18 protein-coding genes are annotated in these 23,367 nt (G+C 31.7%); 11 read left to right on the top strand and 7 right to left on the bottom strand.

Translation table 11 applies throughout. From position 1 onward, the window contains the following. Nucleotides 1-3 precede the first annotated feature (3 nt). The 3 genes from Q0828_RS16330 to ccsA all read left to right on the top strand — a co-directional run bounded on the left by Q0828_RS16330 (nucleotide 4) and on the right by ccsA (nucleotide 6,365). Complete coding sequence (locus Q0828_RS16330) at nucleotides 4-1,302, top strand: cyanophycin synthetase (protein WP_298423438.1); 1,299 nt, start codon at nucleotides 4-6, stop codon at nucleotides 1,300-1,302. Nucleotide 1,303: 1 nt separating this feature from the next. After that, nucleotides 1,304-2,641 carry a Mur ligase family protein gene (locus tag Q0828_RS16325; RefSeq protein WP_298423437.1) on the top strand — a complete coding sequence of 446 codons (1,338 nt, stop codon included), beginning with the start codon at nucleotides 1,304-1,306 and terminating at the stop codon, nucleotides 2,639-2,641. A 424-nt stretch (nucleotides 2,642-3,065) separates the two neighbouring features. Next, complete coding sequence (gene ccsA / locus Q0828_RS16320) at nucleotides 3,066-6,365, top strand: cytochrome c biogenesis protein CcsA (RefSeq protein ID WP_298423436.1); 3,300 nt, start codon at nucleotides 3,066-3,068, stop codon at nucleotides 6,363-6,365. A 44-nt stretch (nucleotides 6,366-6,409) separates the two neighbouring features. On the opposite strand, the gene Q0828_RS16315 is transcribed toward ccsA, so the two are convergent. The 4 genes from Q0828_RS16315 to Q0828_RS16300 all read right to left on the bottom strand — a co-directional run bounded on the left by Q0828_RS16315 (nucleotide 6,410) and on the right by Q0828_RS16300 (nucleotide 11,196). Next, on the bottom strand, nucleotides 6,410-6,586 hold the full coding sequence (locus tag Q0828_RS16315; protein WP_298423435.1) for a hypothetical protein: 177 nt from the start codon (nucleotides 6,584-6,586) through the stop codon (nucleotides 6,410-6,412). Nucleotides 6,587-7,014: 428 nt separating this feature from the next. Further along, the gene (locus Q0828_RS16310) at nucleotides 7,015-7,779 is read right to left on the bottom strand and encodes a LytTR family DNA-binding domain-containing protein (protein ID WP_298423434.1); all 765 of its coding nucleotides are present in this window, start codon (nucleotides 7,777-7,779) and stop codon (nucleotides 7,015-7,017) included. Between the two features lie 3 nt (nucleotides 7,780-7,782). Continuing rightward, nucleotides 7,783-8,766, bottom strand: coding sequence for a histidine kinase (locus Q0828_RS16305; protein ID WP_298423433.1), 984 nt, complete (start codon nucleotides 8,764-8,766; stop codon nucleotides 7,783-7,785). 60 nt (nucleotides 8,767-8,826) lie between these two features. After that, nucleotides 8,827-11,196, bottom strand: a complete 2,370-nt coding sequence (locus Q0828_RS16300) for a TonB-dependent receptor (protein WP_298423431.1) — start codon at nucleotides 11,194-11,196, stop codon at nucleotides 8,827-8,829. 137 nt (nucleotides 11,197-11,333) lie between these two features. Between Q0828_RS16300 and Q0828_RS16295 the strand changes: the two genes are divergently transcribed. After that, the gene (locus tag Q0828_RS16295) at nucleotides 11,334-12,152 is read left to right on the top strand and encodes a hypothetical protein (RefSeq protein ID WP_298423429.1); all 819 of its coding nucleotides are present in this window, start codon (nucleotides 11,334-11,336) and stop codon (nucleotides 12,150-12,152) included. Between the two features lie 3 nt (nucleotides 12,153-12,155). On the opposite strand, the gene Q0828_RS16290 is transcribed toward Q0828_RS16295, so the two are convergent. Next, nucleotides 12,156-12,482: a hypothetical protein gene (locus Q0828_RS16290; protein WP_298423427.1), complete on the bottom strand. Its 327-nt coding sequence runs from the start codon at nucleotides 12,480-12,482 to the stop codon at nucleotides 12,156-12,158. Between the two features lie 82 nt (nucleotides 12,483-12,564). Here Q0828_RS16290 and Q0828_RS16285 point away from each other — a divergent pair, with 82 nt between their 5' ends. Then, a complete protein-coding gene (locus tag Q0828_RS16285; protein ID WP_298423425.1) occupies nucleotides 12,565-12,717 on the top strand; it encodes a hypothetical protein in 153 nt (50 codons plus the stop codon). Between the two features lie 132 nt (nucleotides 12,718-12,849). After that, nucleotides 12,850-13,050, top strand: a complete 201-nt coding sequence (locus tag Q0828_RS16280) for a hypothetical protein (RefSeq protein ID WP_298423423.1) — start codon at nucleotides 12,850-12,852, stop codon at nucleotides 13,048-13,050. A gap of 84 nt (nucleotides 13,051-13,134) precedes the next feature. Here the strand turns inward: Q0828_RS16280 and Q0828_RS16275 are convergent, their stop codons facing one another. After that, nucleotides 13,135-13,722, bottom strand: a complete 588-nt coding sequence (locus Q0828_RS16275; protein ID WP_298423421.1) for a CHAP domain-containing protein — start codon at nucleotides 13,720-13,722, stop codon at nucleotides 13,135-13,137. 187 nt (nucleotides 13,723-13,909) lie between these two features. Between Q0828_RS16275 and Q0828_RS16270 the strand changes: the two genes are divergently transcribed. From Q0828_RS16270 to Q0828_RS16250, 5 genes are all read left to right on the top strand, one after another. Next, on the top strand, nucleotides 13,910-15,862 hold the full coding sequence (locus Q0828_RS16270; RefSeq protein WP_298423419.1) for a YgiQ family radical SAM protein: 1,953 nt from the start codon (nucleotides 13,910-13,912) through the stop codon (nucleotides 15,860-15,862). Between the two features lie 65 nt (nucleotides 15,863-15,927). Then, the gene (locus Q0828_RS16265) at nucleotides 15,928-16,596 is read left to right on the top strand and encodes an RluA family pseudouridine synthase (RefSeq protein WP_298423417.1); all 669 of its coding nucleotides are present in this window, start codon (nucleotides 15,928-15,930) and stop codon (nucleotides 16,594-16,596) included. A gap of 144 nt (nucleotides 16,597-16,740) precedes the next feature. Beyond that, complete coding sequence (locus Q0828_RS16260) at nucleotides 16,741-17,352, top strand: glutathione peroxidase (protein WP_298423415.1); 612 nt, start codon at nucleotides 16,741-16,743, stop codon at nucleotides 17,350-17,352. 222 nt (nucleotides 17,353-17,574) lie between these two features. After that, a complete protein-coding gene (locus Q0828_RS16255) occupies nucleotides 17,575-18,984 on the top strand; it encodes an MATE family efflux transporter (protein WP_298423413.1) in 1,410 nt (469 codons plus the stop codon). A 48-nt stretch (nucleotides 18,985-19,032) separates the two neighbouring features. Continuing rightward, complete coding sequence (locus Q0828_RS16250; RefSeq protein WP_298423411.1) at nucleotides 19,033-20,190, top strand: PLP-dependent aspartate aminotransferase family protein; 1,158 nt, start codon at nucleotides 19,033-19,035, stop codon at nucleotides 20,188-20,190. 331 nt (nucleotides 20,191-20,521) lie between these two features. On the opposite strand, the gene Q0828_RS16245 is transcribed toward Q0828_RS16250, so the two are convergent. Next, the gene (locus Q0828_RS16245; RefSeq protein ID WP_298423409.1) at nucleotides 20,522-23,356 is read right to left on the bottom strand and encodes an ATP-binding protein; all 2,835 of its coding nucleotides are present in this window, start codon (nucleotides 23,354-23,356) and stop codon (nucleotides 20,522-20,524) included. Nucleotides 23,357-23,367 lie beyond the last annotated feature (11 nt).

Here is a 23,367-nt window from a genome sequence, read left to right as displayed (position 1 = left end):
TATATGGAAGCAAAAATATTAGATGAATTATTAAATTGGTGTAGTAATACAATATCAAAAAAACTTCCTATGAAAGTGCGTTTTGATGCGCTTTTACCCTTATTTACGGATAAAATTACATTCAAAATAATCAAAGTTGCTGGAACCAATGGAAAAGGTTCTACCGCTTCTATGTTAGCTTCTTGTTTACAATATGAAAATACGAATGTTGGATTATTTACGTCACCACATTTAGTCTCAATAACGGAAAGGTTTCGAATAAAAGGAGTACAAGTTTCTCTTGAAGAAATTTTAGATATTGTAACTGAACTCAAACCAATTTTATATGATTTTGTAGCAGAAAAAGGCGCTGAATATACTCCTTCGTTTTTTGAAGTATTAATCCTTATCGGGATAGAACTCTTTCACAAAAAAGGAGTTGAGGTCGCTATTTTTGAAGCTGGTGTTGGTGGTGTTAACGATTCTACAAGTTTATTACCAAATATATTAGCGTTGTTAACATCTGTAGGTTTAGATCATCAAGAAAAACTAGGAGAAACATTAGAAGAAGTTGCTACAAATAAAACAGGAATCGCTAATCCTGAAACCACGTTGATTATCAATTCAAAGATTCCTAATTTCTTACAAGAAATCATCTCTACAACTGCAAAATTGAATCATGTCAAATATTTGACTTCCAATAATTATATAACAAATAGGACTAATGATTTATATGAAAATAAAGTAACTGTACATATAGAAGAAGCGTCTATTAATTTGGAGCCAACCTTAAAAGGTACTTTTCAAAAAGAAAACCTTAATTTGGTTATAGAAGCATGTTTATTTCTTAAAAAAATAGGTGTTTTAAAAAATATTGAAGCGATAAAAGGTGTAAATACGACACAATGGGAAGCCCGATTTGAAGTTGTAGGTAAAAATCCCGTTTGGATTTTAGACGCTGCGCACAATCCACATGCATTGAACGCATTGGTAGAATCGTTAGATGATGTTTCAACGACACAAAACAGAATATTACTTTTTGGAAATAGTGAAGGCAAGGATTTTCAAAAAATGATCGCACTCATTCCTAAAATTTCAAAAACGATTTATATTGTAGATAGTTTTCACAGAGCAATTTCACAAGAAATAATCGCGCAACAAATAGATGATTCTTATGTGTTTAATAAAGGAAATGGAAATATTCAGGATGCTACCGAACATATTATAAGGAATCATTCAGATAAAACAATTGTTGTAGCAGGTTCTATATTTATGGTTGGAGAAGTGAGAAAACAATTAGTTTCAAAACATATAATTGCATAGTATGGATAATCTGACACAGAAATTGATCAACATTCCGAAGTTTGGTTCTGGTGTAGGATTACATCGAATGAATATTTTATGTAAAGATGTTTTAGCATCAGATTGGGCAACCAAAGTAGATCCTATAAATGTTGTCGGAACTAATGGGAAAGGAAGTACAACAGTAATCATTAGCCATATTTTAAGAGCGTTAGAGTTAAATGTTGGACAATATATTTCTCCTCATCTCTTTGAATTTTCTGAAAGAATAAGCATTAATAATAAAAAAATTACGCAAACTGATTTAGCTAAAATTTTTGATGAGGTTCATCTTAAAAAAAATAAAATTACAGAAGAATTACAAGAAGAAGTTGGCGCTTTTGAAGTATTTACAAGTATTGCATTGTCTTATTTTTTAGAGAAAAAACCAGATACCGTTATCTTAGAAGCTGGAATTGGTGGTAGACACGATTCTACACGTGTTTTTACAGGAAATTTTGTTGCCTTTACTTCTGTAGAGTTAGAACATACAAATGTTTTAGGAGCTACAGAAGAATTGATCGCTTTTGATAAAATAGATATGGCAAATGAAGGAGCTACAGTTATTTTAGGCGATGTTAGTGCTCATATATTGCAAAAATTACAAAACTATGCTACTGAGAAAGGAATACGAATATGTCCAATAAAAGAGCATACAAGTATTCAAAATATATCGTATGACGATGACAGAATGATTGTAGATATTACAGTTGATGACTATGAATTTAAAGAATTGACATCTAATTTAATCGGCGATCATCAAGTGAGTAATATTTTAGTAGCGATTTTATTGACTAAAAAATGGCTTGAAAAAAATTATCCAACAATTGGAAAAGAAACTTTCATGACTGCTGTATATCAAGCATTACCAAATATTCATTGGAAAGGTCGATTAGAAAAAATTCATACCAATCCTACAATACAGATAGATGTTGGACATACAATTGCGGCTGTGACTTCATTAGTGAATACGTATACAAAACTCAAAAAGAAACCCTGTATACTGATCACAGGTGTTTCGTATGATAAAGAAGTGGAAAGTATTGTACGTATCTTGACAACTGTTGCGGATGCTGTTGTCTGTACACGTGCTTATCACAAAGGAGCTGAGGTTGATAAAATTGCAAAAACAGTCACAGGAATATATCCAAATAAAGATGCTGTTTTTAAATTTGAAACAATTGAAGAAAGTATTGATTTTAGCAAAAGCTATGCTAAGCAACATGATATGGAAATCTTAATTGCTGGTGGATTATTTTTATCTATTGAAGCATATCATTATATAAATGGGAATATTCCTTCTAACTTACATTTTTTTTAAATGTATCACTAAATCTAGAAGTATTAGAAACGCTATCAAACTCGTTCATACTATCATAAGATTCAACCACAATAGAGATGACTTTAATATCTTTTGTATTACAATTTATTCATTCTTTTAATATGCCGGATTTTAGATATTTTGGTTATGAATAGATATTATTTGTTAATATGTTGATTTTCAATAAAAATAAATAGACTAAAAATTGCGAACCAAAAAAAAGCTAATATGACTAATCTATAAAAAACATATGTAGATAATACTGACTAAAAAAAGCAATCCTACGCATTCTGAAAAGATAAAACAGGGCACAACATAGAATATTCCAAAATAAGTAGAATTTGAGTGTTAAATAGACATTAAATTATGTAAAATACCGTATTTTTGCATATTGAAATTTTGATCTAAACGATAACGCTACATAATGGGTAATATCATCAAGAATATTCTCTTTTCTACACGATTAATGGCAGTCCTCTTTTTTGCTTTCGCTTTTGCCATGGGAATAGGAACTTTTGTTGAAAGCGAATACAGTACAATAACAGCTAGAATATATGTTTACAACGCATGGTGGTTTGAATTAATCATGTTGTTATTCATGGTAAACTTCTTTGGAAATATCTTCCGATACCGTTTACATCGTAAAGAAAAATGGGCAACATTACTCATTCACTTATCATTCATATTTATCATTCTAGGAGCTTTCATTACACGGTATGTAAGTTATGAAGGTGTAATGCCAATTAGGGAAGGTGCTACTGAAAATACATTTCTTTCCGAAAAAACATACATTTCAGCTTTTGTAGATGGCGAAATAAATGGCGAGCCAAAACGAAAAGTTTTAAAAGGAGATTATTTAATTTCTCCTGAAGGAATTGCTCCAGGTTCTTGGCTTCAAGGAAACTTTCCTTGGAAAAATGATTTTAACGGACAAGAATTTACGATTGCTTACAAAGGCTATATTAAAGGTGCTGAAGAAGGAATTATTGAAGATGAAAACGGAATTGAATACCTTAAAATTGTAGAATCTGGCGGAGGAAATCGTCACAATCACTTCTTAGAATCTGGTAAAACGGCAAGTATTCACAATATATTGGTCTCTTTCAATAAAAAAGAAGAAGATTCATTAGAAGTAAAACCAATCATTAGTATCCGATCTACAGAAAACGGATATACAATTCACAGTCCGTTTGAAGGTGATTATATGATTATGGCTTTACAACAAGGAGGAAAAGTTGTCAAAGATAGTCTGCAAGCTTTTCAATTACGATCATTATATAACTTAGGTGGATTGCAATTTGTAATTCCAGATCCTGCTAAAAAAGGAAAAATTGGAGTTGTTGAAACTCCTGAAAAACTAAAAGATCAGGCAGATGCAATCATTCTAGAAGTGACAACCAATGGAGAAACTGAAGAAGTACGCTTAATTGGAGGAAAAGGAACGGTAAATCCTCCAATAAAAACGAGTATTGGCGGATTAGATTTTTGGTTAAACTATGGAGCTGATCGTATGAAACTTCCATTCAGTATCAAACTGAACGATTTCATTGCGGAACGTTACCCCGGAACTGTTGGACAAGGTGGTTATAAATCGTTTATGAGTAGAGTAACACTCGTAGACGAACCTTCGTTTGATTATGATATTTATATGAATCATATTATGGATCATAAAGGATATCGTTTCTTCCAAGCACAATTTGATAGAGATGAAAAAGGAACAATTCTTTCTGTAAGTCATGACTATTGGGGGACAAATATTACTTATTTAGGATACTTCTTATTATACCTAGCGTTAATGGTTATATTATTTGATAAAAACACACGCTTTGGTGATTTGAAAAAACAATTGGATAAGATAAAAAAGAAAAAAACTCCGTTAACAATCATAGCATTACTACTTTTTAGTTTTGGAACTTTTGCGCAAGAAAGTACAGAAACCAAGACCAAAGAAGTAACGACACAACAAGAAACGGTAACTCAGCAAGATGGTCATGAAGGACACAATCATGCACCAGGTGAAGACCATGAGCATGAAGTAGTAACAAAAGAAATCACGGATGTACAAATAGATTCTATCATTGCAGCTAATGTAGTCGCTAAAGAACATGCCGATAAATTTGGACGCTTAATCATTCAGGATGATGACGGACGTATGAAACCTGCTAATACTTTTGCACAAGAATTGGTGCGTAAATTAAGCAAATCTAACAAGTACAACGATTTATCTGCAAACCAAGTATTGTTGTCCATGATTCAATATCCGAAACTATGGTACAATGCAAATATCATTAGTGTAAAACGTCAAAAGCATGACAGTTTGCGTAAAATTATCGGAATTGAAAAAACGGATTACTACGCAAAGCTTACTGACTTTTTTGATGAACAAGGACGTTACAAACTTGCACCATATTTGGAAGATGCGTATGCTACAAATACACCGAATCAATATCAAAAAGCGATAAAAGATTTCGATTTAAAATTAGGATTACTAAACAGAGCTGTTTCTGGTGATATCTTAAAAATATTTCCAATTCCGGAACATGAAAACAACAAATGGATCTCTGGAAGAAACTATTTAGACAATCCAAATCAGGGAATTAAAGATTCTGCATATGCAAAATATGTAAAAAATGCAATGCCAGTCTATACCTTGATTTTAAACGCTTCGCAGAAGAATAAAGATTACAAAGAAGCTGACAGAATGCTCGAAAGTTTTCACAAACGTCAAGAAGAATGGGGAAGTCAAGTATTACCGTCAAGCTTAAAAGTAGAAGCGGAAATTACATACAATAAGTACAACATCTTTGAAAAGCTAATGATGTATTATTTAGGAGTAGGCGCACTGATGTTCTTCTTAATTATATTTCAAATATTCAAAGACAACAAACTAGTCCGTAGAAGCATACAAGTGTTAAAATGGGCAATAGTGTTCCTATTCTGTTTGCATGTATTAGGATTAGGAATTCGTTGGTACATTTCTGGACATGCACCTTGGAGTGATGCCTATGAATCCATGATTTATGTAGCTTGGGCAACTATGTTGTTCGGATTGTTATTCGGACGAAAGTCAGATTTAACAATTGCGTCAACCGCCTTTGTAACAGCAATGATTTTATGGGGAGCACACATGAATTGGCTCGATCCTAACATTGCCAACTTACAACCCGTTTTAGACAGTTATTGGTTATTAATTCACGTAGCAGTAATTGTAGCAAGTTATGGACCTTTTGCCTTAGCAATGATTTTAGGAATTGTTTCGTTGCTGCTGATCATACTCACAACAAAAGAGAACAAAAAACGTATGGAACTGAACCTAAAAGAAATTACAATCATTAACGAGATGGCAATTACGATAGGTTTGGTAATGCTTACCATTGGAAACTTCCTTGGTGGAATGTGGGCAAATGAAAGTTGGGGACGCTATTGGGGATGGGATCCAAAAGAAACTTGGGCATTAATCAGTATCATGGTATATGCTTTTGTATTACATATGCGATTAGTGCCAGGATTGCGCGGAAGATGGTTTTTCAACTGGATGGCAATCGCAGCTTTTGGCTCAATCTTGTTTACCTATTTCGGTGTAAACTTCGTATTAAGCGGATTACATTCCTATGCAACTGGAGACGCAGTTTTAGGGCCCAAATTCGTAATTGTATCTACAATCATTTGGTTGGCATACGGAGTTGTAAGTTATTGGCGTTACAAAGTTCATTATAAAAAATAATATTTTTTAGTAATATATATAAGTAAACACGTTATTTCATCTCATTATGAAGTTGAAATTAACGTGTTTATTTCTTCTACAGTAAGTGTAGTTTGAATTTTTTCAATATTCAATAATGAGATAACAGAATGTGCATCATATGCAGCATATGATACAATATGATCTACATTTATTTGAAATACTACATCATCAAGATCGGTGATTTCTATAAACTTTGGCATGACTTATTTTTACTAACAAAGTAGTTCAAATTCAGAAAAACAGGAACAGGATAAACACCCTTTTTTATATTTAGAAAATCATAGAATAAATCTCTATAAAGAATAAAATGTTAAATCATTTAGTCATTTCAAAATTAGATAGTTCAACTTGTCTGAGCTGTATAACTGAGCCTCTCGAAATTAGGTAGCTGAGCTTGTCGAAATTAGGTAGCTGAGCTTGTCGAAATTGGTAGCTGAGCCTGTCGAAATTGGTAGCTGAGCTTGTTGAAATTGGGTAGCAGAACCTGTTGAAATTGGTAGCTGAGCCTGTCGAAATTGGTAGCTGAGCCTGTCGAAATTGGGTAGCAGAACCTGTTGAAATTGCGTAGCTGAGCCTGTTGAAATTGGGTAGCTGAGCCTGTCGAAATTGGTAGCTGAGCCTGTCGAAGCTACTGTTCCAGCCACTTTCTAAAATCAGAAGTTGTAGATGAACTAGTCATTGCTTTTTCTTTAATTCCTGAAAGTTCAATGAGTAAGCGGTTTTTAAAATGACTTTCAATATTTTGAATATATTCAATATGTACAATCTGACTTCGGTTGATACGGAAGAATTTTAACGGATTCAACATCTCAAAAATAGTACTCAAATTATGCGAAATAGGATATTTTTTGCCAGAATGATCTATCGCCATGCAAAAATCGCCTGAAGCTTCAATCAAGCTAATATCAGTCACATTAAGCAATTGAATTCCTTTAGATTTTTTTATCACAAACCGTTTTTTATAATGAATTTCTTCTTGTTTTAATGCTGTTTTTAAAAAATCAATAGTCTCGTTGTGAATGGGTTGGTAGCTTTCTGTTTTAAAAAAAGATTGAAACTTTTGCAAGGCTTGTTTTATGTCTTCTTGTGTGTATGGTTTTAAAATATAAGCAATTCCGTTGGTACGAAATGCTTGAAATAAATATTCATCATGTGCCGAACAAAATATAATCGGACAAGAAATCGTAACCGAATTAAATACATCAAATGAAATTCCGTCCAATAATTGAATATCAGACAGAATTACATCATAACTATTTTTAGTAATTAGCTCTTCTGCCTTTTCATTAGAACGCGCCCAATCATGCGTGATTTCTTCATTAAAATAGACATTTAAATTTGCCAAAAGCTTGTCGTAAGCCGGAATTTCATCTTCTAAAATTAATATATACATGGTTTATAACTCGTTACTAAGTTGTATGATTGGTATTTTGATAGTATATGTATCTGGCGTATTAGAAATTACAGGTTTTTGATCTGATAATAGCGTATATCTGTATTCCAGATTTTTCAAACCAGTTCCTAAAGATTCTTGTATTGGTTTAATGTTACTTTTTGTGTTTGAAACAGTTAACCACTCTTCATCAATTGTTAAGGTTGCAGAAATTACTTTTCCATGTTGCGCACGATTGTGTTTGGCAATATTTTCAAGCAACGTTTGAATTGCTCCTGTAGGAACAAATTTATCGTTTAATGATACATTTTTGATAATTTCAAACTCATAATCATTCCCGAAACGTGTTTTAATAAGAAACATATAATTTTCAGCAAAATTCATTTCTTCAGTCAATTCCATTACTTCGGCATCTTTTGTTTGAATGAGATAACGATAGATTAGAGACAAGCGATTGATGTATTCTTTTGCTTTTTCTTTGTCGCTATCAATAAGCGCATCCAGTGTATTTAAATTGTTAAATAAAAAATGCGGACTAATTTGCGAACGTAACAATTTTAACTCGTTTTCTTTCTGTTTTTCCTTAATGTTTCCATACAGAATTTGTTCTTCATAATACTTTTTCGCTAATAACAAACCGAAAGGTAATCCAATACTTTGTGTAGTATTTGAGATGTAGTTCATGCATTGTTGAAACCCATATTTAAATGTATTCCAATCACCACCACCGCTATAAAAACCAACAACATCTTCCCAAAAACCAGCTATAATTAAGGTAAATAATCCCCAAAATGTGAATTGAAAATATTTTTTATTATTTAGTACATAATTGGGAAGTAACCAATATAAGAATAAGCAAATAACAGTAATATCTACAATAACAAAGGAAGGAATATCTAGTAGGTATTCAATTAAATCCTCTCCTTTTTTTGCATAGTCATAAATCGACATCAGTACAGCCACGCCATAATAAATTATGAGTAACATGTAATCTGATCTGTTGAGCTTTATATTCATAATAAGTCCTTAAAAATAGTTCAAAAATTATTATTGTTGTGTTTTTATACGATCAACTTCATCACCAGCGCCACTTTTTCTATTTTTCGATTTGTTGTATTTCTTACCAAAACTATAACTCAATTGTAAGAATACATTTCTACGCGGCCAATCACTAATGATGTTTGCATTTATGTTATCATAATTAATAGCTCCGTTAAACTTTCGATCTAAAATTTCTTCCAACTCTAAGCTAACTTTTAATTTTTCGTCTAAGAATTTTTTGCTAAACGCAATGTCAATTCCTGCAATCCAATCAAATTCAATTTGACCGTCTAATCCGCCAGACGTATAATATCCAGAGATTTCTGATTGAATGTTCCAAGGTAATTTATATTCAGCACTTGTATACCAGGTCATACTCCAAAGCGAGTTGTCTAAAACTGGTGTTAAATTTTCTGAAGTATATCTATTATGATTTACAATAACTCCCGTATATCCTTCCAAACCTTTTACAAAACTTAAAGGTGCAAACAGGCTAAAGCTCCAGTTTTCGTTATTTGCTAAATTGATTGTCGAACGGGAAGTTTCAGAAGTTACATCATTTTGCGCTACAATTTGAAATAAGGTGTCATCAGTTTTTCTATAGCTTACACTGAAAAATGGTTGATTCTCATACGTTAAGTTGAAACGAAAACTATTTGATAACGCAGGTTTTAAAGTCGGATTTCCCTCTTCAAAAGTAAATGGATCGTAATAATATACAAACGGATTCAATGTTTCATATGATGGACGTTGAATACGGTAACTATACGCAAGATTTGCAGCAATTTCATCTGTAATTTTACGTGAAACACTCAAACTTGGGAAAAATTTTGAAATCGTTCTATCTAAAGAAGTATTCAAGTTTTGTGATGTTCCTTTCGTTTCACTTTGTTCCCAACGTAATCCACCAGAAAATGACCATTGATCCAATGTAACATTCAGTTTTGCATACGCTGCAATAATACTTTCATCAATTAAAAAACGATTGGTTTGATTGGCATTGTTTACAAACTCACCGCTGGCATTTTGTACCAAAGATTTTAAATCACTATCCGAATCTACATCCGAATATTTAAATCCTGTACTTAAAGTAGCTTTTTTACTCAATTGACGTTTGTAATCTGCTTGATACGTATAAATCTTATAATCGGCATCTTGAAAATAACGTTGATTGTCGTACGCTACTGTACTTTGTCCAACTTGGAATAGATTGTTTTCATTGGTAGAATTGTAATCTACATAATTAAAATCGAGAGTTAACTTATTTACATCATCATCATATTCATAATACGGATTGATCACATACAAAGCCCAGTCGCGCTCAAAACTGTTATCTGTTTCCAATGCCTCCATAGTTCCATTACTTGTAATGTTTGTGATATTATCCGTAACTCTATTTGAAGAACTTCCCGTTCGTCGTACGCTAATTCCTGTTGTGTGTTTTTTGTTGATGTAATAATCCAATCCACCACTCAAACGCAATGTATTTGGGTCAAAAGGCGAACGGGAAAATTGATCAAAGGTTTCATCACCAACTTTGCGTATAATTTGTAAATCTTCTCGCCAAGAACCACGTGAGTAACTTGCGCTTGCTTGCCAATTAATTTTATCTTTAAAACTAGCGATAGATGCACTTGTACGGTATGTAAAATCATCTGCATAACCAACCATAGTTTTTAAGGTTCCATAGGTTCCAAGCTTTACATTTTTCTTTAAAATGATATTGATCAACGCTCCAGAACCATCTGCATCATATTCAGCTCCAGGTTGTTGTACCAATTCAATTTTCGCAATATTATCGGCAGGCATTTCACGCAATAGCGTTTGCATGTCCATATAATTGGTTTGTTTTCCGTTGATTAGGATACGAACATTGCTTTGTCCGGCATAACTTAAATTTCCACCAGCGACAATGACACCAGGGATTTTTTTAACTACATCACGCACATTAGAATTGATCATTTCTGAATTTTCTAAATTCACAACTAACTTTTCGGCGGTTTGTGTAATAACTGGCTTTTTTGCTGTAATGGTAACTTCGCCTAAATTTTCTGGTAAGTCTTCTTTCAATACAAAATCGAAAGTTGCGTTTTTGCTAGATTCAATTTTTATTACAATCGATTTTTCTGTTTTATAACCAAATATAGAAGCTTCTACTGTATATGTTCCGTTTTCAACATTTTTGAATATAAACGTTCCGTCATCGGCTACCGTAACGGCTTTGATAGCTTTATTGCTTTCGGTTTCATATAAAACTACATTCGCAAAGGATAAAGGTTGTTTAGATTCGTCCATAACTTTTCCTGAAATGGTACTTTGCGCAAGCATTGAGAAACTTGCAAACAATAAAATAGTGTTGAGTAAAGTTTTTAACATAACTGTTCGTGTTTTTTGATACACAAATATGTTTCAGAATAAAAATTTAGAAAAGTACATTCTGCCGAATTGGGATTAAAAAAAGGTGAAACGGGGATATTTTACCGTTAATTTAATTATCATAAAAAATAAGAAATATGCGTGTTTTTCGTGTTATAACACACATTTTTATAGTTTTACTACTCACGATTACCACACAAGTTGGCGGTTTGGCGTATATGATCTATCTATGGTTGAGACGTTATATAACAACTTTGGATTGGAAACGAAAAGTATTCAATTTTGGACTTTTTATAGTTTTATATAGTCTGCTGTCTTTTGTGGTATTACCTTTTTTGGCTTCAAGTTTTTATAACAGAAAAGCATTGCCAATTACACATTCAGTGTTACAACCATTACGTATGTATACCTATATGATGAATCGTCATTATGTTGATGGAGATTTGTATGATGTATTAATACATTCAGCAGCTCAAATGCAGAAAGAGTTTCCAGAAACGAAAACCTATTACTTAGATGGTTGTTTTCCGCTTGGTGCGAAATTCCCCTTGTTGCCACATTGGAGTCATAACGATGGACGAAAAATAGATTTGGCTTTCTATTATACGGATCCAATTACTAAAGAAGATAAAAACGGAAGCCCATCTTGGTTGGGTTATGGTGTTTGTGAATTGCCAAAAATAGGAGAGGAGAACATGCCTGAATATTGTATTAATAAAGGATATTTTCAATATAGTTTGCTAGAAAAACTAGTGCCGCAATACAAAAAAAATGACTATTCATTTGATACAAAACGCACCAAAAGATTCATTCAAATTTTGACAAATTCTGGGAAAATCAAAAAAATATTTATTGAGCCACATTTAAAAAAACGAATGAAACTAACAAGTTCAAAAATACGTTTTCACGGTTGTCACGCTGTGCGGCATGATGATCATATTCATGTGCAGATATAATTTTTAACGCTCATTATGCGGTCTATTATTTGCGTAATATTCCTTCTTTGCTTTTTTATTTTTATAATATGCAACAACAATTAACGACATTGGAAAGAAAAGGATAATGCCAATCCACTTTAAAATAGTTGAAAAAATATTTTCACTTTCTTTGGAAGCGGTTTTTTCACCGATTAACTCTTGATATTGCGTAAACGTTGCCGTTTTATTTCTTAACAATTGGTGTGCTGCATCAACTTCGTAACTATTATATCTGATAGCGTTTTTGATGATTTCTAAAAGTTCCTCTTGTGATTTATCTTTAAACTCTTTTAAATATTTGTCTTTCATTTACTAAGATATTGACTCTATAAGAAACATAAAGCTATTCTTTTTTTGTCACTTTTAATACAAAAGTTAGACAAATTTAAGTATGAAAACAATTATTATTACGTTGATCCTCTTTGTCATTTTTGCAGCAGTTTTGGTGTATTCCTATTATTATCCTAAAGGAGTTAAAATATTGGGCATGCCTGCTGAAGTTTTCTTCAATAAGAAAAACAAAGATGATAATACTCCTGAATAAGTATTCTTCATGTAAGTAACCTGTAGCTTGAATTGTATTATTTTTCCGAATATTAAATTGTAAAATGATTTCTATGGTGTAATTTGTAGCACCAAAATTTTTTAATCATTACTAATTTTAAATTTTTTAATCATGAAAAAACACATTTTAAGTATTGGAAAAGCTTTAAGTAAAGCTGAGCAAAAAGCAATTAATGGAGGTGCATTAATTCCAATTGGAATTGATCTTCCTTGTGAAGAACCAGTATTAGCTCCGCCGCCAGTAGGATGTAACTACAGACGTATTAGACCATGTACATATGTTTTAGTATGCTTCGACATTACTCCATTCTAAATTTAATACAAAGAAGCTGTCTAAAAAACGATTATTTTAGACAGCTTTTTTAAGTTTTTCTCACCTGTCTTAATAGTTATGGGTTTATTTTTTTCGCAACCAACCTACAATGTTATTATCTAATATTTTCCAACGATTATCTTCTTTTATTAAATCATAAGAAACACGGGTATTGCTATAGAAACCAGCATTTTGCTGAATAATAGTAACTGAATTTTTTGTAATTTTAGTAACGATGGCGACATGTCCAAACGAATTATACCAAGAACTTTTAAATACTAAAATATCATTTATTTTTGGTTTGGAAGTGCTTCCGTTTTTGTATTGAATCAGGTTTCGTTGTTTGTTTAGTTTTCCATCTTTTACTGTTGGATTAAAAAAATCTTTTGCATGTCCGTAACTATCAGGCATTTTATGGTTTAAATGCTTATAATAATACCGTTTTACAAACTCTACACATTGAAACTCCAAACCGAGATTGTAACCATCTTTTGCTACATTTCGTCTTTCTACATTGTTGACTGCGCCATTATAATAAACTGAAACATTATTGAAAGAATCTAATTCTTCTCCAACCGTTCTAAATGGATTTACATTTACATATTGTGATAGTTTCAATAATCCAACACAAAATATAAGGATGAAAAATATGAAGAGTAATTTTCGTTTCACGTTGAAAAAAGTTAATTCTCATTTCATGTAAAGTAATAACAAAAGGAGTGAATAAAAAACTGTATTAAAATATTTTATTCCAATTTTTTCGAGTTTTTGCAAGCGCCAAATAAGCTAGGCAACAAATTTACACTGAAGAACGCTTGTATTTAGTTGTAAAACTAATTTACCTTACCTTTGCATTGATATGCAGATGAACAAACTTTCAGATTGGTTACCAACAACGAACAAAGAAGTGAAAATTCGAGGTTGGGAAGAATTAGATGTTATTCTATTTAGTGGAGATGCTTATGTAGATCATCCTTCATTTGGACCAGCAGTAATTGGTCGTATTTTGGAAAGTTATGGACTAAAAGTAGCTATTGTTCCACAACCAAGTGTAAATGATGATTTACAGGATTTTACGAAGTTAGGAACGCCAAAATTATTTTTTGGAGTTACGGGAGGTTGTATGGATCCGATGGTGAGTAATTATACTGCGAGTAAAAAACGTAGAGATAAAGATGCCTATACGCCTAATGGAGATAAAGGGTTTCGACCAGATTACGCTACATCAGTTTATTCAAAAATATTAAAAGATAAATTTCCAGATGTTCCTGTGTTAATAGGAGGAATTGAAGCTTCACTACGTCGTGTAACGCATTATGATTATTGGAGTGATAAACTATTGCCAACTATTTTAGAAACATCTAAAGCAGATATGTTGGTATATGGTATGGGAGAACAGCCTTTGCGAGAAGTTGTGAAGCTATTGCAAAAAGGTGTACCATTTTCAAGCTTAAGAACGATAAAGCAAACTGCTTTTTTAGTGCATAAAGATGAAACGATTCCTAAAAATAAAAATTGGGATGATGTAGAAATTGAATCGCATGAAGTTTGTTTAAAGGATAAAAAGAAATTTGCCTCTAATTTTAAAATCATAGAGCAAGAGTCTAATAAACTTAAAGCAAGAAGAATTTTTCAAGGAGTAAACAATAAAACTTTGGTGATAAACCCACCATATCCTACGATGACAGAAAAGGAGATTGATGCTTCTTTTGATCTGCCATATACGCGTTTGCCACATCCAAAATATAATAAACGTGGGCCAATTCCTGCGTTTGAAATGATTAAGACTTCTATTAATATACACCGTGGTTGTTTTGGAGGTTGTAGTTTTTGTACAATTTCTGCACATCAAGGAAAATTTATTGCAAGTCGTAGTGAAGAATCCATATTAAGAGAAGTTGATAAAGTTGCTAGCATGCCTGATTTTAAAGGCTATTTGTCAGATATTGGTGGACCATCTGCTAATATGTATAAAATGAAAGGGAAAGTACAATCCATTTGTGATAAATGTGTGGCTCCTTCATGTATATCACCTGTAATCTGTAGTAATTTAGATACATCTCATAAACCGTTAACCAAATTATATCAAGCAGTAGATAGTCATCCTAAAATCAAAAAATCATTTATTGGAAGTGGAATTCGTCATGATATGTTAGTGCCAGAATTCAATAAAAATGCTGATCCGAAAGAATTGGATGATTATACAGAGGAAGTGATGACAAAACATGTTTCTGGACGTTTAAAAGTGGCTCCAGAACACACGTCTGATCCTGTTTTAAAGTTGATGCGTAAACCATCATTTCAATATTTTCATAAGTTTAAAGAACGTTTTGATAAGATCAACATAAAGAAGAAATTAAAACTTCAGTTGATTCCTTATTTTATTTCAAATCATCCAGCTTGTGAAGTAGAAGATATGGCAAATTTGGCTGCAGAAACTAAAGAAATGGGTTTTCAGTTAGAGCAAGTCCAAGGCTTTACACCAACGCCAATGACAGTAGCAACGGTTATTTATTATAGTGGATATCACCCATATACACTAAAACCGACCAAAACTCCAAAAACTAAAAAGGAAAAGGATGAACAGCATCGTTTCTTCTTTTGGTATAAAAAGGACAATAAAGGTTGGATAAGAAAAACATTGAACAAACTAGGTAGAAAAGATTTAGTAGAAGCTTTAGTTCCCGAAGAAGAAAATAATTCTTGGAAAAGTATTAAGCCAAAAAAGGTGAAGAACACTTTTGATAATGCGATTCCTGCTCATCATTCGCGTTCTAAGAAGAAACACAAATCCAGAAAAAAACGACGTTAAATTTAGGCAAGCTTTATTTTTAAATATAAGTCTATTCTTTTGAAACTTGAAAACTAAAATCAGTAATGTCTAAGCTCGAAGTTATATACGAAAACAACGATTATATAGTTGTAAACAAAGCTGCTGGATTGATAAGTGAACAAAGTCCTTACGAAACTATTACTGTTGAAAGTCAGGTTTTTAATCATATTTTAAAAAGTAAACGAAAACCTTATGTCGGCATTATACATAGACTAGATCGTGTTACTAGCGGCGTTTTAATTCTGGCAAAGAAAAAAAGCATTCTGGTAGCATTTAATACATTGTTTAGTAGTCGAAAAGTTCAAAAAACGTATTTAGCAATTGTTAAAAACAAGCCTGCAAAGAACAAAGGAAATCTAGTAAACTTTCTCATAAAAAATAACAAAGAAAAAAAGGCAGAAATTGTTCCATCAAAATCAAAAGGAACACAAAATTGTATGCTTTCTTACAAAGTGATTGGTAAAAATGATATTGGTTACCTTTTGGAAGTGAAACCTAAAACGGGGCGATTCCATCAAATAAGAGCGCAATTAGCAAATATTGAACTTCCTATTGTTGGCGATGAAAAATATGGATCAGATAAAAAGTATATGCCGCTATCAGTTTGTCTCCATGCATGGAAATTAACTTTTGAAGCATCGGATTCTAAAGAACTCATAACCTATGAAGCGCCTTTGCCTGATAACGATTTTTGGAAATTCAAAGCTATCTAGAATCATAAATTATTCTTAATAGCATTAGTGTGTATATAGACTTTATACTAATGGATTTCAAAACTAAATATCACAATAATATTTTCAAAAGTATCCAATCTCTAAATAAATACTTTCGTATTTTTACACAAAATAGAAAACCTAATGAGAATTTTAATGCTACTACTCGTTTTATGTACTGTAAGTTGTACATCGAAACCGAAAGAAAAATCAAAAGAGACTGTTGCTAACGAAGAAACAACGAAAAAAACAACGCCCGAAAAAACTATGGAAAAAGGATCAATTCATCAGTTCGCAGTGAAAGATATCGCTGGAAACGATTTTAAATTAGCTGATTTAAAAGGAAAAAAAGTAATGTTTGTAAATACAGCTTCTGAATGTGGGTTAACACCACAATATGAGCAATTACAAGAAGTTTACAACAAATATAAAGACCAAAATTTTACTATCATTGGTTTTCCTGCTAACAACTTTGGAGCACAAGAACCTGGAAGTGATCAGCAAATTGCAAAATTCTGTAAAGCTAATTATGGGGTAACGTTTCCGATGATGAGTAAAATTTCTGTAAAAGGAGATGATATGCATGAAGTATATCAATTCTTAACAGAAAAATCACTAAATGGTTTAGTAGATTCAGAAGTAGCATGGAATTTTCAAAAGTATTTGGTAAACGCAAATGGTGAATTAGAAAAAGTGATTTCCCCAAAAACATTACCAAATGACGAAGCTGTATTGGCTTGGATAGAAGGAAAATAAAATGATTTTTAATTCATGATGAGTACTAAAAATTCTTATCACAAATTAGTATAACATAACAATATCGCTTTTTTAAGATTTGCATAATCCGAAAAAAAAGCGATATTTGCATTCTTATGGAACTGTAGATAATATATATTCGGAACCCGTCGATGCTTATCGACCCTTTAAAGTGACGTAATTTTCTTGACGTCGCTAAATTTCAATATATAATTTTATAAAATGTCACAAGACCATAAATTATCAATCAAACAATTTTACTCATATTTTAAAGAAGCTTTAAAAGGTTCTCAAAACGATTTTACGACAGGAAGTATTCGAAAAGCAATTTTTATGCTTTCCATTCCCATGATTTTAGAAATGCTCATGGAATCTATATTTGCCATTGTAGATATCGCCTTTGTTTCGCAAATTAGTACCAATGCAGTTGCAACTATTGGATTGACAGAATCTGTCGTTACTTTAGTATATGCAGTCGCTATTGGAGTTAGTATGGCTGCCACTGCAATGGTTGCTCGACGAATTGGAGAAAAAGATCCAGAAGGTGCTTCAAAAGTAGCAGTTCAGGCATTATTTTTAGGTGTTTTCATTGCAAGTATTGTGAGTGTCATCGGAATCATGTATCCAAAAGAAATTTTAGGACTCATGGGTGGCGAACCCGAACTTATTGAAGAAGGATACGGCTATACTCAAATTTTATTAGGTGGAAATGTCACCATCATGCTTTTATTTTTAATCAACGCAATCTTTAGAGGCGCAGGAAATGCTTCTATTGCTATGAAAGCATTGATTTTATCAAATGGACTCAATATTATATTAGATCCAATATTTATTTTCGGATTAGGTCCAATTCCTGCTTTTGGAGTAGAAGGAGCTGCAATTGCAACAACGATTGGGCGTGGAAGTGCTGTATTGTTTCAACTAGGAATTCTATTTTATGGTTGGAGTGTGATAAAAATTAAATTGAAAGACTTAGTAATTCAATCCAAAATTATGTTGAATTTACTCAAAATATCGCTTGGCGGCATTGGACAATTTATCATTGGAACTTCTAGTTGGATATTTCTAATGCGTATCATGTCTGAATTTGGGAGCGATGTCTTAGCAGGATATACCATTGCTATTCGTGTTGTTATGTTTACTCTATTACCATGTTGGGGAATGAGTAATGCCGCAGCTACCTTAGTAGGTCAAAATTTAGGTGCAAAACAGCCAGAACGCGCAGAAACATCAGTTTGGAAAACCGGAAAATACAATGCTTGGTTTATGGGAATCGTTTCTGTAATCTATTTAGTATTTGCTAAAGAAATTATTGAATTATTTACTTCAGAAACTGTCGTTGTAGTAAACGGAGCCTTGTGTTTACAAGTAGTTGCTGCTGGCTATATTTTTTACGGATATGCTATGGTAATTATTCAGTCGTTTAATGGCGCAGGAGACACCAAAACACCAACATATATTAACTTTTTATGTTTCTGGTTATTTCAATTACCATTTGCATACTTGATGGCAATTCACTTTGAATTTGGACCAAAAGGTGTGTTCTGGGCAATAACAGCTGCAGAAGTTTTAATCGCTATTGTTGGAATGCTCGTCTTTAAAAGAGGAAAATGGAAAGCTGTGAAAGTCTAGGTTTATAAAGAGCAGTTTTGTAATTTAGAAGCAACGAAAATTAAGTTCATGAAGAAAAAGAATTTAGGACTCAACACAGTCTGTACACATACAGGAGAAGTAGAAGATAAACAGTTCAAAGGAGCTGTTTCTCCAATTTATTTAAGTAGTTCATATGCTTTTGAAGATATTGATGAAAAACGCTATCCAAGATACTTTAACACACCAAACCAGCAAGCATTATCACGAAAAGTAGCTGCGTTAGAACATACCGAAGCTGCTATGATTTTTGGTAGTGGAATGGCTGCCGTAAGTACAAGTCTATTAGCATTTTTGCATAAAGGTGATCATGTTGTATTGCAAAATGCCTTGTATGGCGGAACGATGAATTTAGTATTGGAAGAATTTGATAAATACGGAATTGAATATACGTTTACAGAAAGTTTAGCGATCAAAGATTTTAAAAAGGCGATTAAGAAAAATACAAAAGTTATTTATATAGAAACACCTTCGAATCCTTTGTTGAAGATTACGGATATTCGAAAAGTTGCCAAACTTGCTAAAAAGCACAATTTGGTAACGATGATTGACAACACATTTGCAAGTCCTGTAAATCAGTTGCCAGCTACCATGGGAATTGACATCATTATTCACAGTGCAACAAAATATTTTGGAGGGCATAGTGATATATTAGCTGGTGCTGTTGCGGCTTCTGCAGCACACATGGATCGTATTTTTCAATTAGGAAAAAACCTTGGAGGAAGCTTAAGTGATTTTACCGTTTGGATGTTGGAAAGAAGTATGAAGACCTTAGGAATTCGTGTAAAGGAACAAAATAAAAATGCACTCAAACTCGCAAATTTCTTAGAAAAATATGAAGCGGTTACAAAAGTGTATTATCCAGGTTTAAAATCACATGGAGATTATGAATTGGCAAAATCGCAAATGGCTGGTTTTGGCGGAATGCTATCTTTTGAATTGAAACCTGATTATGATGTTTCAAAATTTTTCAAATCGTTACAACTTATTAAACCTTCAATGAGTTTGGCTGGAGTAGAAAGTACCATGTTGAGTCCAACACAAACTTCACACGCCTTATTAACTCCTGAAGAACGTAAAAAACAAGGAATTGCAGACGGATTGATTCGTTTTTCAGTTGGAATTGAGGAGAAGAAAGATCTCATTTCAGACATAAAACAAGCAATTAAAAAGGCAAAAAAGAAATAATACACGAATTTTGCATCAGATATAACTGTGACATTCTTTTTAGCACATTTCAGCTCTGCTCAATGTGCTAAAAAGATATAGTACTTTGATAGTCTCCTATAATGTTGAAAATGAGGATGTCTTAATTTAATCCAAAATATTAGTGATGCCAATAATTTAACTTGTTAAATATTCTACTCTTTTCTATAAAATATATTTAGATTCTTGCGTCGAACTTACGTTATTCACGATTATATTTCTGCATAATGCTATTGAATAAAAAATAACGCATCAACTCGTTTATCTTTACTTCTTCCATAGATGAAATCTTTGTTTGTTACTAAAGAATAGGTTATGTTTTGTGCTTTTTAAACATTTCCCCAGGCTTGATTCCAAAACGCTTTAAAAATACTTTTCTAAAATAAGACTTGCTATGAATTCCTACTTCATACATGGTTTCATCAAGTGTTTTTTTAGATTGATTTTTAATTAACTCATATGACTTCAATAAACGAATTTCTAAAATTATTTGCACAGGAGTATTCGAGGTTTTAGACTTAATAAGTCTATACAATTTTGTTTCGCTTAGACCTACTTCTTTAGCGAGTTTTTTTACATTAAAGTTTTGATTTTTTAAATTTCCTAAAATGATTTTATTAATCTTCACCATTAATTTGGCAAAATCTTCATCAGGTATTAAATTTTTATTCTTTTCATTTACGTCAAATAATTTGTCTATATAAACATGGTTTTCAAGTAATATTTTTACTCTTGCAATAATTTCAGTTTCAGAAAAAGGTTTTAGTATATATTCATTAATTTTTAATTTAATATTTTCCTCATGTCCAAAATCAATTGGAAATCCACTCATAATTAAGAAAGGTGTTGTATTGTATGACTCAATGTTGTTAAGAGCTTTCTTAAATTGAAATCCATCACAAATTGGCATTTTATAATCTGAAATAATTAAATCAAATTTTTCATTTTTGACTTTTAGTAAACCTTCATTGCCATTAAATGTATAAGAACATTTAGCAAAAGGAGAAAGAATTTCTTGCAAGTATTTCCCCATTTCTAAACTGTCGTCTATAATCAGAATTTTGGGCAATTCTTTTTTAGAATCATCTTTAGAGTCTGAATCTATTAAAGCCAAATTTATTGGAATTTCAATTTTTTCAAAAGAATCTGAGTTTTCATTAGAAATATATAACTCTGGAGTTTCTAATATTAATGGAAGAGAGGTTTTAAAGATAGTTCCTATATTTAACTTACTAGAAACAGTAATTTTTCCGTTAAGATCGTTTGTAAGCTGTTTTACCAAAGAAAGCCCAATTCCAAAACCACCTTGAGATTTATTTTTTTCTGATTGAAAAAAGCGATCAAAAATTAAACTTTGCTCATTCTTTAAAATCCCTACACCTTCATCCTTAACAAGTAGATGTAATTGGTTATCCGCTATATTAGCTGTTACATAAACCGAAGAGTCAGACTTTGAAAATTTAATTGCATTTGATATAAGATTCTCTAAAATCTTTTGTAAATAATCATAATTAAATTCAACAGGAGTTTTTTTCTGAATATTAGAGGAGAAGCGAAGTGAAATGTTATGGAGTTCAGAAATTATAGAAAAAGAATTTACAACGTTATATATAAACTCTCTCATTTCGAGAGAAGTAATAGAATCGCGCCTTAGTGTTTCTTGATTTTCTTCCGCTCTAAGAATAGTTAAGAAATTGTTGAGAGTTTCTACAAGTTCATTTCCTTTTTTAATACCAATATTTGCATATTCAGCTGCTTTTTCAGGTTGAAAAGTTCTTGTTTTAATTAATGAAAAATAACCTATAATAATATTGATCGGTGTTCTAAATTCGTGAGATAAATTTTGAATAAATGTATTTTTCAAAGAAGAAACTTCTTTTTGATGCTTCAATGCCATTTTAGTTTCTAAATTTTTTCTCTTATGTGTTAAATAGATAGAAACAAAAAGAAGTATTAAGGAAATGATTATTATTAAAGTGATTAAAATCAAAGATTTTATTTCTTCGATATTGGATAACTTTTCTTGCTGTCTTAAATATTCCAATCTTTTTAAATCTTGATCCTTTTTTAATCGATGACGAATAATTGCAGTCTGTTTTTTTTGTATTGTAGTATAATTGAGTTCTTCTATTTTCGTAATTTCATTAAAGTAATTATGAGCACTCTTCCAATCCTCAGAAATTTTACTTAATCTATATTTTAACTTTAAAAAAGATATTTTTAGCTCAAGTTCATTTATGCCCATAATACCAAACGCTTCTATTTGGTCAGTATAATATTTTGCCTTTCTATATTCTCCTTTTTCAAAGTATATTTTAGCTAATTTTAAATACTTCAAAATCTCATTGCGTTTACCTATTATAAAACCCTTTTCAGTATAGCCGCTTTTTAGAGTTATAATTGCACTATCATATTGTTTAAGACCAAGATAAGCTGATGAAAAACTTGAAAAGTAAAGTTGTCTTTCATATCTATTTGAACTAAAAGAACTAGTGTCTGTTTTCTTCAATAAATCTAAAGCAGGTTCATATTTATCTTCAGATAAAAGAAATTTTACTAGTCTATTACGGATCTTTAGTTTTATAATGGGCTTAACATCTAAAGCATTATAACGTTGCTCTAATATTGAAATAATTTCACTCCTAGTTTCTTTTGAAGAAAAAGGATAAAAGTCAAGCAACTCTATTAAAAAAAAATCAGAATAGTAGGGATCCTCAACCTCTTTATAATAACCCAAGGCTTTATCTGAGTATTCCAATAAAAGCTCAAAATTAGCTTTGGCATTTTCTACTCTCGATAAATACTGATACAGTTTTCCTAAATGTATTGGTTTATCAGCGTTTTTTAAGATGTTTTCTTTGTAATATGGAATAGAATCATAATTGCCTAAAGCACCATTAATGTTCAATAATTCTAGCCAACATTTAACTTTAACAGTTCGTGTAGAAGCTTCTTCCCGTTCCTTCATTTGAAATAAAAGTTGATGAAATTTCTTCTCAGTTTGTTTTATGGGAATAACATTTCCTTTTTTGAAAATTTGCTGATACTCCTCCTCAAACTGTAAAGAATCATTCCGTACAGACGCGTCTAGTTGACATAAATTAAATAACATAAATGTATTTAATAATACGTTTGAAAAAATTGTCATAATTAAGGGGG

It is taken from the genome of uncultured Kordia sp. (assembly GCF_947496985.1).
In the GTDB taxonomy this organism is placed as follows: domain Bacteria; phylum Bacteroidota; class Bacteroidia; order Flavobacteriales; family Flavobacteriaceae; genus Kordia.
The sequence above is the reverse complement of the archived record's forward strand: the minus strand, read 5'-3'. Positions and strand labels throughout refer to the sequence as shown.

Bases quoted from the DNA above. Each gene is read 5' to 3' on its own strand.
- Q0828_RS16285 (WP_298423425.1), top strand. From the start codon at position 12,565: ATGAAAACAATTATTATTACGTTGATCCTCTTTGTCATTTTTGCAGCA.
- Q0828_RS16300 (WP_298423431.1), bottom strand. From the start codon at position 11,196: ATGTTAAAAACTTTACTCAACACTATTTTATTGTTTGCAAGTTTCTCA.
- Q0828_RS16260 (WP_298423415.1), top strand. From the start codon at position 16,741: ATGAGAATTTTAATGCTACTACTCGTTTTATGTACTGTAAGTTGTACA.
- Q0828_RS16255 (WP_298423413.1), top strand. From the start codon at position 17,575: ATGTCACAAGACCATAAATTATCAATCAAACAATTTTACTCATATTTT.
- Q0828_RS16330 (WP_298423438.1), top strand. From the start codon at position 4: ATGGAAGCAAAAATATTAGATGAATTATTAAATTGGTGTAGTAATACA.
- Q0828_RS16265 (WP_298423417.1), top strand. From the start codon at position 15,928: ATGTCTAAGCTCGAAGTTATATACGAAAACAACGATTATATAGTTGTA.
- Q0828_RS16290 (WP_298423427.1), bottom strand. From the start codon at position 12,482: ATGAAAGACAAATATTTAAAAGAGTTTAAAGATAAATCACAAGAGGAA.
- Q0828_RS16325 (WP_298423437.1), top strand. From the start codon at position 1,304: ATGGATAATCTGACACAGAAATTGATCAACATTCCGAAGTTTGGTTCT.
- Q0828_RS16245 (WP_298423409.1), bottom strand. From the start codon at position 23,356: ATGACAATTTTTTCAAACGTATTATTAAATACATTTATGTTATTTAAT.
- Q0828_RS16280 (WP_298423423.1), top strand. From the start codon at position 12,850: ATGAAAAAACACATTTTAAGTATTGGAAAAGCTTTAAGTAAAGCTGAG.
- ccsA (WP_298423436.1), top strand. From the start codon at position 3,066: ATGGGTAATATCATCAAGAATATTCTCTTTTCTACACGATTAATGGCA.
- Q0828_RS16270 (WP_298423419.1), top strand. From the start codon at position 13,910: ATGCAGATGAACAAACTTTCAGATTGGTTACCAACAACGAACAAAGAA.
- Q0828_RS16315 (WP_298423435.1), bottom strand. From the start codon at position 6,586: ATGCCAAAGTTTATAGAAATCACCGATCTTGATGATGTAGTATTTCAA.
- Q0828_RS16305 (WP_298423433.1), bottom strand. From the start codon at position 8,766: ATGTTACTCATAATTTATTATGGCGTGGCTGTACTGATGTCGATTTAT.
- Q0828_RS16250 (WP_298423411.1), top strand. From the start codon at position 19,033: ATGAAGAAAAAGAATTTAGGACTCAACACAGTCTGTACACATACAGGA.
- Q0828_RS16310 (WP_298423434.1), bottom strand. From the start codon at position 7,779: ATGTATATATTAATTTTAGAAGATGAAATTCCGGCTTACGACAAGCTT.
- Q0828_RS16295 (WP_298423429.1), top strand. From the start codon at position 11,334: ATGCGTGTTTTTCGTGTTATAACACACATTTTTATAGTTTTACTACTC.